Origin of the sequence: Geobacillus sp. E263, from assembly GCF_007197795.1 — a bacterium.
Classification (GTDB): domain Bacteria; phylum Bacillota; class Bacilli; order Bacillales; family Anoxybacillaceae; genus Parageobacillus_B; species Parageobacillus_B toebii.
The window spans coordinates 1,220,688-1,233,063 of record NZ_CP041632.1; the positions used below are offsets into that span (position 1 = coordinate 1,220,688).

The window sequence follows — 12,376 nt, forward strand, 5'->3', positions numbered from 1 at the left end:
AACAGAAGTAATACGGGAGGGTTCGCGTATGATAAGGAAAATAAAGTGGCATTTATGGTTTGCCGTATTGGTTGCTTGTTTGTTTATCTGTGGAAAACCAGCGGAAGAAGTAAAAGCGTTTTCGAATCAAGTGATTCAGCGTGGGGCGGTTGGAGATGATGTCATTGAATTACAAGCACGATTGCAGTATATCGGATTTTACAAGGGAAAAATTGATGGAGTTTTTGGCTGGAATACATATTGGGCAGTGCGCAACTTTCAATATGAATATGGGCTTCCAGTCGACGGGCTTGTCGGTGAGAGTACAAAAGCAAAACTAGTAAAGGTATCGAAATATCATGAGCAATTTGTGAAGGAGCAAATTCGCAAAGGCAATTCGTTTACCCATTACGGGGGCATTCCGTTAAGCCAGCAAGTAAAAAGAAATAAAAGGGGCGGCGGAAACAGCTCGGCAAAATCAACAGCATCCAATGTGCCAAACGGTTTTTCACAAAACGATATTCAATTGATGGCAAATGCCGTATATGGAGAAGCGCGCGGAGAGCCTTATATCGGCCAAGTCGCCGTGGCAGCCGTCATTTTAAATCGCTTAGAACATCCTTCGTTTCCAGATACGGTGGCGGGAGTGATTTTTCAGCCTGGGGCATTTACTGCAGTAGCCGATGGGCAAATTTGGCTGACGCCGAATGAAACGGCAAAAAAGGCGGTGCTAGATGCGATTAACGGTTGGGATCCTACCGGTGGAGCCATTTATTATTTCAACCCATCGACAGCAACGAGTGCATGGATTTGGAATAGGCCGCAAATTAAGCGGATCGGTCAACACATTTTTTGTAAATAATGCAGGAGGTGAACAAAAAAATGATACGAAATTTATTAATCGGAGTACTGTCACTTGGAATTGTCGGAACAGCGTATTGGGGATATCGGGAACACCAAGAAAAAAACGCGATATTAATTCATGCTGAAAATAACTATCAGCGTGCTTTCCACGACTTAACCTATCAAATTGACTTATTGCATGATAAAATCGGCACAACGCTTGCCATGAATTCCCGTGCATCACTTTCTCCGGCTTTGGCTGAAGTATGGAGAATCGCCTCAGAAGCCCATACAAGTGTCGGACAATTGCCGCTTTCTTTACTCCCGTTTAACAAAACGCAAGAGTTTCTTGCCAAAATAGGGGAGTTCAGCTATCGGGCAGCGATTCGCGATTTAGAAAAAGAACCGCTTACGAATGAAGAATATCGCACGTTACAAGCCCTATATAAAAATGCGGCAAATATTCAACAAGAACTTCGCAATGTTCAACATTTAGTTTTAAAAAACAACTTGCGTTGGATGGATGTGGAATTAGCGCTTGCTACAAACGACAGCCCTGACGATAACATTATTATTGATGGGTTTAAATCAGTCGAAAAAAATGTAGATACTTTCTCGAGATCATCAGAATTTAGCCCGACATTTATTGGGTTGAAGAATAAAGAAAAAGGTTTTGTCCGTGCGAAAGGAAAACCAATTTCAAAAACAGAAGCGAAACAAATTGCTCGTTCTTTTCTTGGGTTAAAAGGAACGGAAAACATAAAAGTGACAACAAGTGGAAAAGGAGCAGATGAGCGCTTTTACAGTTTGACGATCCGCGATCCAAAAAAGAAAAGCAGTATTTATATGGACATTACAGAAAAAGGTGGTTATCCGATTTGGGTCATCGATAGCCGTCCAATAAAAAAACAGGCGATTAGTTTGCATGAAGCGGCAAATAGAGGGATGAAATTTTTGCAGAAGCACAAGTTTAAGAATTTAGAGCTATATGATAGTTCCCAATATGATAACGTAGCTGTATTAACATTTGTGACAAATGAAAACGGAATTCGCATTTATCCGGAAGCAATTAAAATGAAAGTAGCTCTTGATGATGGAACGATTGTCGGCTTCTCTGCGCGTGATTACTTATCTTCTTCCGTTAAACGCCCGCTGTCAAAACCAAAATTGACAGCAGAACAAGCGAGGAAAAAAGTAAATCCAAATTTAAAAGTAATGGAACAGCGCCAAGCAATAATTGTAAACGATATGAACGAGCAAGTGCTCTGCTATGAATTTTTAGGAACACTTGGAGAAGACACATATCAAATTTTTATTAATGCAAACACAGGAATGGAGGAAAAAGTCGAAAAGCTGCAAAGCGTTGAACAAAACTATAGTTAAAGGATATGTTTGTATAGGTGCAAATCCTATCTCTCCCTTTACCAAAGGAAAAGCTTGATGCAAGCTTTTCCTTTTTGTTTTAATAAACATGAGAAGAAAATGAGAGGGAGAGACGATGTTAAAAATAGGGGATACGATAATGTTAGAACCAGCAGGCGGGGAAGAGGAAAAATATAAAAGCAAAGTGGCAGAAATAAGTGACGGTTATATACATATTAACTATCCAATTAATGTAAAAACAGAAAAAACCGTGTTTTTATTAAATGGAATGCAATTTAAAGCAAGTTTTGTTGGGCCGGATCATTGTCTTTATTTATTTGAAACAGAAGTAATTGGAAAAGTGCGTAAGCCGATACCAATGGTTGTTCTTTCCTATCCAGGAGTAGATAAGTTAGTGCGCATTCAGCGTCGCCGTTATGTAAGAGTGGAAGCGAATACGGATGTGGCGATTCATCCTCTCCATCAAGAATTTATGCCGTTTACAACGATGACGACTGATATTAGCGCTGGCGGAGCCGCGATCGTATTGCCAGAGCATAAGCAAAAGCAGCTGCTTCCTGGAATGGTGGTAGAGGCATGGTTTGTACTTGCTATGAAATCAGGAGAATATCATTATTTAAAAGTGAAAGCAAAAATCGTTCGTATATTTCAAGCGAAAAACAGTGATATATATAAAGCGTCCTTACAATTTTTGGATGTATCTCCGCAAGATCGCGTACGATTGATTCGATATAGTTTTGAACAGCAGTTAGAGATAAGAAAAAGAGAGGAAGATATTGCGAATAAATGGCGAAAAAGCGTGGAATAATGGCTATATAAAAAACGGAAAGCGGGCTGTTGGTTCCAATGAAACGAGTGGAATCTATTTTACTAAAGCTTGTTATTATTCAGTTTGTTTTTTTAATCATTGCTCAATGGCTCATTTTATATACTCCGCTTAGCCCTTATTTAGGAAAAATTTATGAATATGAAGGCGTTAGCAGACAAGAAAAGACAAAAACAATCGAAACAATCATCGACCGCTAGCGGCCTATATGGTAAAATGGCATCGAAGCACGCAGGAGTTTCCTGCTTTTTTCTTTGATAAAAAATCATGTAGATATGATAGGAGGAATTATGAGAAACAACATTCGCATTGCCATTGATGGACCAGCGGCAGCAGGGAAAAGCACTGTTGCGAAAATTATAGCGAAACGGCTCTCTTATCTTTATATTGATACTGGCGCGATGTACCGGGCACTAACGTACGTGGCGCTGCAACAAAAAGTTGCGCTTGATGACGAACAAGCATTAATTTCTTTGTTAAAAAATACATATATTGAATTAAAATCATCTGAACAAGGGCAGCTTGTATTTGTCAATGGAGAAGACGTTACAAACATTATTCGCAGTGAAGAAGTAACCAATGCAGTATCGCTAGTCGCAAAACACCCGTCAGTGCGGGAAGAAATGGTGGCGCGCCAACGCGCTCTCGCAAAAAATGGCGGTGTCGTAATGGATGGCCGTGATATTGGCACATATGTTCTTCCGAATGCAGAAGTAAAAATCTTTTTGAAAGCATCTGTGGAAGAAAGAGCAAAGCGTCGTCATGCGGAAAACATTGCTAGAGGATTTCCATCTGACTTAGAAACGTTGAAAAAGGAAATTGCACGCCGTGATCAAATCGATTCGGAGCGTGAAGTAGCACCGCTTAAGAAAGCGGAAGATGCGATAGAAATTGATACTACGTCACTGTCGATTGAAGAAGTGGTGGATCGCATTATGGAAATTGTAAACGAAAGGATTGGGTGACGGTGGATTTTTATTCGTTTGCCAAGGGAGTTGTAAAAAGCATTTTAACCCCTCTTTACCGTATTGAGGTGATAGGGGCGGAGAAGTTTCCGAAAGAAGGAGGAGTACTTCTTTGCGCAAACCATATTAGCAATCTCGATCCGCCAATCCTTGGAATTACTGCTCCAAGACCGATTCATTTTATGGCGAAAGAGGAATTGTTTCGTGTTCCGCTCTTAAAAAACTTAATTACGACTTTGCATGCGTTTCCGGTAAAAAGAGGAATGAGCGATCGCCAAGCATTGCGAACCGGCTTAGAAGTGTTAAAACAAGGGCATGTGTTAGGCATTTTCCCAGAGGGAACACGAAGCAAAGATGGAAAATTAAAAAAAGGGCTGCCTGGCGTCGGTTTTTTTGCGCTTCGAACAAGTGCCGCTGTTGTTCCATGCGCCATTATTGGTTCATATCGTCCGTTTGTGCCGCTTAAGGTTGTTTACGGATCACCGATTGATATGACGCCACTAAGAGAGAAAAAAGCATCACCGGAAGAAGCGACAGCTTATATTATGCAACATATCCAAGCGTTATTAGATCAGTATCGATAAGCATTCAGTTACATGTCTATTGAGAAAATATGGTATACTAAATAGAAAAACGGTCCTATTGTACATCATGGTTTGGATTGATATAGCGATGATGTAGGTGGTGCTTTCTTATGGAGGAAGCACGGACCGTCAGTCGATTAAGGAGGGTTTAACATGGCAGAGGATATGAATTTAGAAGTGAATGTATATAAGGTAGGTGATATCGTCCGAGGCAAAGTGGTAAAGCTAGAAGATAAACAAGTGCTTGTCGATATTGAAGGAAGCAAACAAAGCGGGATTATTCCAATTAGTGAATTATCTAGTTTGCATATTGAAAAAACAAGTGATGCTGTCTCTGTCGGCGATGAAGTGACGGCGAAAGTCAAAAAAGTAGAAGAAGGCGAAAACGAAGAGGATGGATTGTTAATTTTATCAAAAAAAGCGGTAGACGCAGACCGCGCTTGGGAAGAGTTAGAGAGAAAATTTGCCAGCGGAGAAACGTTTGATGTCGTCGTAAAAGACATCGTCAAAGGCGGGCTTGTTGCTGATGTAGGAGTGCGTGGATTTATACCCGCTTCTCTTGTAGAACCTCACTATGTTGAAGACTTTTCTGATTATAAAGGGAAGACGCTTGCAGTAAAAGTGGTAGAGCTTAACCGTGAAAAAAATCGCATCATTTTATCACATCGTGCTGTTGTGGAAGAAGAGCAAGAACGCAAGCACAAGGAGGCGCTTAGCCGTTTAGAGCCAGGACAAGTGCTTGAGGGAACCGTACGCCGTGTCACCGACTTTGGCGTGTTTGTTGATGTTGGCGGCTTTGATGGACTTGTACATATTTCGCAGCTTTCCCATACACGTGTCGCCCATCCGTCCGAAGTCGTAAAAGAAGGAGAAACCGTAAAAGTAAAAGTGCTTGCGGTTGACGAAGAAAATGGCCGCGTCTCCCTTTCGATCAAAGAAGCAATGCCGGGCCCTTGGGAAGGGATTGCTGAAAAAGTCGCCCCTGGCGATATCGTCACTGGCAAGGTAAAACGGCTTGTACCGTTTGGCGCGTTCGTTGAAATTTTCCCAGGCGTCGAAGGCCTTGTCCACATTTCACAAATCTCTAATAAGCGCATCGGCACCCCTCATGAAGTGCTAAAAGAAGGAGAAGAAGTAAAAGCGAAAGTGCTTGATGTAAACGAAGCGGAGCGCCGCATTTCGTTAAGTATGCGCGAGCTGATCGAAGAAGAAACAGCACCTGAAGAAGATTATAGCCAATATACAAAGCCGTCTAATGAAGTAAGAGGTTTTCAAATTGGCGAAGTCCTCGGGGAACAGCTGAAAAAATTAAAATAACGAGGATGAAGCAATGAGCAGAGCAAAGCGGAAAATCGAACATATTCAGCATGCGCTCTCTACTGCCGATCAAGGTGCAAGCGGATTTGATGACATTACGTTTGTTCATCAAAGTTTACCTGATGTACGCATGAACGATATTCACTTGCATACTGCTTTAGGCGAACTTTCGTTAAGTTCGCCTTTCTTTATCAATGCGATGACCGGCGGCGGAGGAAAACAAACGTTTGAAATTAATAAAGGATTAGCGGAGGCGGCAAAACATTGCCGGATAGCGATGGCCGTTGGTTCGCAAACATCGGCGCTAAGAGACAATAAACAGCGAGGAACGTTTGAAATTGTACGAAAAGTAAATAAAAACGGCATTATTTTTGCGAACATTGGCAGTGAAGCAACTGTCGATGATGCGAAGCGTGCTGTAGATATGATTGAGGCGGACGGTCTGCAAATTCATTTAAATGTGGTGCAAGAGCTTGTGATGCCGGAAGGAGATCGTGATTTTACGGGAGTACTGCTTCGCATCGAACAAATTGTTCAAGCCGTTCAAGTCCCTGTTATCGTAAAAGAAGTAGGATTTGGCATGAGCAAGGAAACTGCTTCGCGCTTAGAAGAAGTAGGCGTGAAAATCATCGATGTTGGAGGCTTGGGCGGCACCAATTTTGCCCGTATTGAAAATAAACGACGTTCCAACATAATAACGTATTTTAATGATTGGGGGATTCCAACGGCGGCATCAATCGTAGAGGTAGCGCAAACCTCTCCTTCTTTAGTCGTGATCGGCAGCGGCGGTGTCCGTACAGCGTTGGATGCTGCGAAAGCGATCGCCCTAGGAGCATCCGCGGTTGGAATGGCGGGACCATTGTTGCGAACGCTTGTCGAACAAGGAGTGGAAGCGTTAGTTGCCTCTATCGAGGAGCTTCATCACGATTTAACGTTGATTATGGGGGCGCTGGGGGCAAAGACGATCGATAAGCTGCAGCGTGTGCCGCTTGTCATTCGCGGTGATACGCATCATTGGTTAACGGAAAGAGGCTTTGACACGAAAGTATATAGTTGCCGATAAATTCACCCTTCATCCCGATGACCAAAATCACGGGACGAAGGGGTTTTTCATTAACCCCCTCTGAGTAAAGTGGGGAGATGAATCGCGGTGTTTTTTATTCTTTAAATCGAACATATATTCTATAAAAAGATCAACAAAATCTATGCTCCATGGACAAAAAAGGTTCTTTCGCACGCCGAAAGCTGGCCTCGTTTGGCTGTACACCTGCAACCGTGAGTTGGAATAAGTGCCTCCGGCTAGCGAAGGAATGATTTTTTCATGTTTTAAATAACTTTATTGTCAAAAAAAGGGGTTATCGTATTTTAAAAATGGAAAAAATAAAAGTTGAGAACGCCTGCTTGTTAGAAAGAAGGGGAATTGGATGTTTTTTTTTAAAGAAAGGAAGAAAAGAAAACAAATCATAAAGAAACAAGAACAAGATCAAAAACAACAGAACCAAAATCAGCAACAACAGGACTTTCTTTCTACCGACTTAAATAAAAATCTGCAAAAACTGCAAAATATCTATCAAAATTGTATGGATGTCGTTTTTCGCCCATTTCAAATTGGTGGAAAAACAAAGGCTGCCCTTATTTATATCGACGGTTTAGCTGACATCGAAGAAATCGATGCGGGCGTGCTCACCCCTTTGATGAAAGAAAATAATGCCAAGGAGAATACCGATCAGTTCATTCATGTCAATCATATACTAGAACAAAAATTGACCGTTTCTAAGGTAAAGAGAGTACAAACAATAACAGAGTGCATTGAACAGATCTCTGGTGGAAATCCGGTCTTGCTTATCGATCAACAAAGCGAAGGATTCGCTTTAGGTTTGGCACATTGGGAAAAACGTTCCATCGAAGAACCGGTGGGGGAATCTGTGATAAGGGGGCCGCGGGAGGGCTTCACCGACAATGTATTAGTGAGTGAAGGAACTGCGAAAAGTGTGCTTGAATTGGTCCCTCCGATTGAGCAAAGCTCATCAGAAGTGCTGCGGGAATTGTCAGAATCGCAGCTTTTATTGCGAGTAACGGTAAAAGATGTTCTGCAAATGCTAAGCGGCGATGCCGGTGCAGCGGCTCTTCCCATGGTGAAGATCAAGCCGCCGGAAGAAGGGAAAAAAGAACTGCAGCCCATTGCGTTTATCCAACGTACCGCCATTTTTAAGAAGGATAAAATGATCGGAGATATTGATGATCAGTTGACTCGGGGCGTGCTTTGGCTCAGAAATGAGATTAAAGAGGCGAATATCACGATTAAGCCGAAAGGGGAAAAGGGAAATATTACGGCCACGCTGATAAGAGCGCATACGGGACTTATCCCGAAATATGAGAAAGGCAAATGGAAGATGATCGTAAAGGCGACTGCGGAAGACGATATCATATTAAACGGAACAAAATTAGATTTGCTAAACCCTAAGTATACGAAAATGATCGAAAAAGAATTGGCAAAGGAGACGAATAAGCGCATTAGAAACACATTGAAAAAAGTACAAAAAGAAATGAAAGCCGATATTTTTGGCTTTGCAGATACTTTCCACCGGAAATATCCAAGAGAATGGAACCGGGTAAAGGATCGCTGGGAGGAAATCTTCCCTGACGTTGAAGTGGTTGTGAAGACGAAGGTATATGTCCGCAGACCGGGCATAGACACTGCTCCGCAAGGATTGCCTGAACAAGAGGTGAAAAAATAATGAAAATTGGATTAATACTAGGTACTCTTGTCTTGGTTGCCCTCATCTTTCTATACGAGTGGCCGCGAATAAACCGGACGCAGAAAAAAGAAAAAGCCGTTTTTGTTGTACTTTTAAGTCTGGGAACGATTCTTGCGATAGTGTTAATATGGAACCCCGATCTTCCAGGTCCGACGCAGATGATCGACTATATTTATAAACCACTCGGGCGAATGATGGAAAAATAAAAGTTCTTGATGTTCTGCTTTTTCAATTTGAAAGCTGACTCCATTTGTAATCATGGAGTCAGCTTTTTTGATGCTATCCTTTTTAATCTTTCTGCACTTGTCGCAGATAAATGCGGTGCGTCTACTTTTTAGTGTTGATTTCGTTCTCTTGCTGCTTCTGGGTCTTCGAGTCTTGTTGCGCCTTTGTGTTCGATAGATTGATCACGGTCGGACTCGACGCGGTGTGATTGTTTTAGCTTTTTTTCTTGCCGGTCTTTGCCCACTTTGTTTTCGCTCCTTTCTTTTTCTATGTCATTCTTTACTATAACTATTTTTTATTTTCCTTATGCGCGAATGAATGTTCATAAAAGATGAAATAATGAACATAATAAGGGGGCAGAAGGTATGGAAGGTATTTATTTTTACTCCTTTTTTTGGATAATATGGATGATCGCAACTTTTTTTATGAAAAAAACACGCCAACGGACGATGTTGGCCGCGATCGCATTGATTACCATTATCCTCTCATCTGTTTCGCTGTATATAGGCAGTTTTTGTGTAACGCTTTCTTTTTTATTTCTTTTTTTCTTATCCTGTTATTTCACGGCAAAGCAAACTCGTCGGAAGCTTCTATATTTAGTGATCGCCGCATTGACGATTGCCTTTGCCTATACATCTTTCCAATTGCTCGTTCTTTTTGACCCAGTATGGATATGGATGGATCGTACATGGATGCTTGCAGGGATGCTATTCATAATATGTTTTCTATTTTACGAAAATATTCAATCACGCTTAGTATGCTTGATCATTGGAAGCTGCCAAGGAGAAATATTGTACTCCATCATTTCCAAAAGAGTAGCGTTTTCATATGTCATTGGTTCTTTTTCTTTTTTAGACACAATATCCATTAGTGCGTTTTGCTTGCTTATTTGGACGCTATTCGAGCAGATTGCAGTGTATGTCGATGGAAAAAAACAAATAAGGGGGACAAGACAGCCATGAATGAATATACTTTTCCCATTCTATATGGAGTTGTGGTTGGAGTGCTGACACGGTTATATTTATTACGGACAGACTATCGTCAATATCCGACATATTTGCACGGAAAAACCATTCACATCGCTCTTGGTGTGATTGCTGCTGGCCTCGGCACCATTGCCGTTCCGGCCATTATGGAAAAAGAATTTACAGCCATCACTTTTTTAGCGCTTGCTGCGTCGCAGTTTCGTGAAGTGCGCAATATGGAACGCAATACATTGAACGAACTTGACCAATATGAACTTGTGCCGCGCGGAAAGACATATATTGAAGGAATTGCCATTGTTTTTGAAGGGCGCAACTATTTAGTTATTTTTACTTCTTTCTTTTCCACACTTGCGTATTTAATATGGAATGTTTGGGCAGCAATGGTTGTCAGCGTGATTTGTTTGTTCATTGCGCACCGGTTAATGACCGGGAATCGCTTAAAAGATATTGCAGACGTGGAATATGTAAAGCCGCATTTTGAAGGAGCGGGATTATATGTTGATAACATTTACATTATGAATATCGGGCTGCAAGCACGCCGCGAAGAGATTTTGCGATATGGGATGGGGTTTATTTTAACGCCGAAAAATTTTAATGCGCGCACAACGATTGCAAACCTGGGACAACGGCAGGCGATTTTGCATGACGTATCTTCCGCGCTTGGAGTATATCGCGATTCAGGGACGCCGGCGCTTGTGCCCCTAGCCAAACGGGATTTAAATGATGGGCGTGTGGGTATTTTTATTTTGCCGCAGGTGAATGACATCGAAAAGGCAAAAAAGATTATTGAGAATGCACCGATATTAGAAAATGCTATTCGTATGCCAAAAAAACGGCAGTTTATTCGAAGGGGAGAATAGAAGAATATGACACATGAGAAAATGATCCTAGCTGTCATTACAACGAATGCGCAAAAAGTTGCGGGAGGGGCTCCGATTTTTACATGTGAAACAAAAGAAGAAATGGAGAGGATCGCCGCCAATTTAGAAGCGATTCTTGATGGGATTGCTCATGAGCTGGCAGAAGAATTATTCATCATTGTCAAGCATTAGATTATTGTTGGCGAATGGTGTTTTTGATAAAATAAAACAGCTGTACCCTTCCTTGAAGGGTGCTTTTTTACAGTCGCGATACGTAAAGAAAGGGTGATAGCATGACCAATCCAGTTGTAGCAATTGTTGGACGTCCGAATGTTGGAAAATCAACGATTTTTAACCGAATCGTTGGTGAGCGTATTTCCATTGTGGAGGATGTACCTGGGGTGACTCGCGACAGAATTTACAGCAGCGCGGAATGGTTAAATCATAAATTTTACTTAATTGATACAGGCGGGATCGATATTGGCGATGAGCCGCTTTTAGTGCAAATTCGCCAACAAGCGGAAATCGCGATCGATGAAGCAGACGTTATTATTTTTATGGTAAACGGCCGTGATGGAGTGACAGCGGCTGATGAGGAAGTAGCGAAAATTTTACACCGTTCTAACAAACCTGTTGTCCTTGCGGTGAATAAAATTGATAATCCAGAAATGCGCGATCTCATTTACGATTTTTATGCACTTGGGTTTGGCGATCCATATCCGATTTCCGGTTCGCACGGAACGGGGCTCGGTGATTTATTGGATGCAGTAGTTCGCCACTTTCCAAAACGCGGTCAAGAAGAATACGAAGAAGATGTAATTAAGTTTTGTTTAATCGGACGGCCGAACGTTGGCAAATCATCCCTTGTTAATGCCATTTTAGGAGAAGAGCGCGTCATTGTCAGCGATATTGCCGGTACGACACGGGATGCTGTCGATACAACGTTTGTGAGGGAAGGACAAGAATATGTTATTATTGATACAGCAGGAATGAGAAAAAGAGGAAAAATTTATGAAAGCACCGAAAAATATAGTGTATTGCGCGCGTTAAAAGCGATTGAGCGCTCTGATGTCGTTCTCGTTGTTTTGAACGCCGAAGAGGGGATTATCGAACAAGATAAAAAAATTGCCGGATATGCCCATGAAGCGGGGCGAGGTGTAATCATTGTTGTAAACAAATGGGATGCGATTGAAAAAGATGACAAAACATTAATCGAATTTGAGCGGAAAATTCGTGATCATTTTCCATTTCTTGATTATGCGCCAATTATCTTTGTTTCTGCAAAAACAAAACAACGCTTACATAAATTATTGCCGCTCGTTCGCATGGTGAGTGAAAATCATGCGATGCGCGTGCAAACAAATGTGTTGAATGAAGTGATTATGGATGCAGTAGCAATGAATCCGACACCAACGCATAACGGACGGCGCTTAAAAATTTATTACATGACGCAAGTGGCTGTAAAACCGCCAACGTTTGTTGTTTTTGTCAACGACCCAGAATTGATGCATTTCTCCTATGAACGCTTTTTAGAAAACCGCATCCGCGATGCGTTTGGCTTCGAAGGCACACCAATAAAAATCATCGCCAGACCAAGGAAATAAGAAAAGCGAAGGGCGCCTGCTCATCGGCGACACCGAAAAGCGGAG

At 41.8% G+C, this 12,376-nt stretch carries 15 protein-coding genes; 14 read left to right on the top strand and 1 reads right to left on the bottom strand.

What is annotated here, in order from left to right; genetic code table 11:
- Positions 1 to 28: 28 nt before the first annotated feature.
- The 10 genes from sleB to FNL97_RS06365 all read left to right on the top strand — a co-directional run bounded on the left by sleB (position 29) and on the right by FNL97_RS06365 (position 8,862).
- The gene (gene sleB / locus FNL97_RS06320; protein WP_143415229.1) at positions 29 to 841 is read left to right on the top strand and encodes a spore cortex-lytic enzyme; all 813 of its coding nucleotides are present in this window, start codon (positions 29 to 31) and stop codon (positions 839 to 841) included.
- A gap of 20 nt (positions 842 to 861) precedes the next feature.
- The gene (gene ypeB, locus FNL97_RS06325) at positions 862 to 2,205 is read left to right on the top strand and encodes a germination protein YpeB (protein ID WP_015864309.1); all 1,344 of its coding nucleotides are present in this window, start codon (positions 862 to 864) and stop codon (positions 2,203 to 2,205) included.
- A 115-nt stretch (positions 2,206 to 2,320) separates the two neighbouring features.
- Positions 2,321 to 3,013, top strand: a complete 693-nt coding sequence (locus FNL97_RS06330; protein WP_062677584.1) for a flagellar brake protein — start codon at positions 2,321 to 2,323, stop codon at positions 3,011 to 3,013.
- Positions 3,014 to 3,051: 38 nt separating this feature from the next.
- On the top strand, positions 3,052 to 3,231 hold the full coding sequence (locus FNL97_RS06335; RefSeq protein ID WP_041269932.1) for a YpfB family protein: 180 nt from the start codon (positions 3,052 to 3,054) through the stop codon (positions 3,229 to 3,231).
- A gap of 90 nt (positions 3,232 to 3,321) precedes the next feature.
- Positions 3,322 to 3,996, top strand: a complete 675-nt coding sequence (gene cmk / locus FNL97_RS06340) for a (d)CMP kinase (RefSeq protein WP_015864306.1) — start codon at positions 3,322 to 3,324, stop codon at positions 3,994 to 3,996.
- Positions 3,993 to 4,580 (top strand): lysophospholipid acyltransferase family protein, encoded by a 588-nt coding sequence (locus FNL97_RS06345; protein WP_041269700.1) that lies wholly within the window; start codon positions 3,993 to 3,995, stop codon positions 4,578 to 4,580. Before cmk ends, FNL97_RS06345 begins: the two co-directional genes overlap by 4 nt.
- Before the next feature lie 153 nt (positions 4,581 to 4,733).
- Positions 4,734 to 5,897 carry a 30S ribosomal protein S1 gene (rpsA, locus tag FNL97_RS06350; protein ID WP_015864304.1) on the top strand — a complete coding sequence of 388 codons (1,164 nt, stop codon included), beginning with the start codon at positions 4,734 to 4,736 and terminating at the stop codon, positions 5,895 to 5,897.
- A 13-nt stretch (positions 5,898 to 5,910) separates the two neighbouring features.
- The gene (gene fni, locus FNL97_RS06355; RefSeq protein WP_015864303.1) at positions 5,911 to 6,960 is read left to right on the top strand and encodes a type 2 isopentenyl-diphosphate Delta-isomerase; all 1,050 of its coding nucleotides are present in this window, start codon (positions 5,911 to 5,913) and stop codon (positions 6,958 to 6,960) included.
- A gap of 361 nt (positions 6,961 to 7,321) precedes the next feature.
- Entirely contained in the window at positions 7,322 to 8,635 is a 1,314-nt protein-coding gene (locus tag FNL97_RS06360; protein WP_205729485.1) for a Ger(x)C family spore germination C-terminal domain-containing protein, read from the top strand.
- On the top strand, positions 8,635 to 8,862 hold the full coding sequence (locus FNL97_RS06365; RefSeq protein ID WP_143415230.1) for a hypothetical protein: 228 nt from the start codon (positions 8,635 to 8,637) through the stop codon (positions 8,860 to 8,862). Before FNL97_RS06360 ends, FNL97_RS06365 begins: the two co-directional genes overlap by 1 nt.
- 128 nt (positions 8,863 to 8,990) lie before the next feature.
- Here the strand turns inward: FNL97_RS06365 and FNL97_RS06370 are convergent, their stop codons facing one another.
- Positions 8,991 to 9,125 (bottom strand): YpzI family protein, encoded by a 135-nt coding sequence (locus FNL97_RS06370; protein ID WP_015864298.1) that lies wholly within the window; start codon positions 9,123 to 9,125, stop codon positions 8,991 to 8,993.
- 121 nt (positions 9,126 to 9,246) lie between these two features.
- On the opposite strand from FNL97_RS06370, the gene FNL97_RS06375 reads away from it, so the two are divergent.
- The 4 genes from FNL97_RS06375 to der all read left to right on the top strand — a co-directional run bounded on the left by FNL97_RS06375 (position 9,247) and on the right by der (position 12,331).
- A complete protein-coding gene (locus FNL97_RS06375) occupies positions 9,247 to 9,843 on the top strand; it encodes a YphA family membrane protein (protein WP_062677579.1) in 597 nt (198 codons plus the stop codon).
- Entirely contained in the window at positions 9,840 to 10,727 is an 888-nt protein-coding gene (locus FNL97_RS06380; RefSeq protein ID WP_015864296.1) for a YIEGIA family protein, read from the top strand. Before FNL97_RS06375 ends, FNL97_RS06380 begins: the two co-directional genes overlap by 4 nt.
- Before the next feature lie 6 nt (positions 10,728 to 10,733).
- The gene (locus tag FNL97_RS06385; protein ID WP_015864295.1) at positions 10,734 to 10,919 is read left to right on the top strand and encodes a capping complex subunit for YIEGIA; all 186 of its coding nucleotides are present in this window, start codon (positions 10,734 to 10,736) and stop codon (positions 10,917 to 10,919) included.
- A 101-nt stretch (positions 10,920 to 11,020) separates the two neighbouring features.
- A complete protein-coding gene (der, locus tag FNL97_RS06390; RefSeq protein ID WP_143415231.1) occupies positions 11,021 to 12,331 on the top strand; it encodes a ribosome biogenesis GTPase Der in 1,311 nt (436 codons plus the stop codon).
- The last annotated feature ends 45 nt before the right edge of the window (positions 12,332 to 12,376 follow it).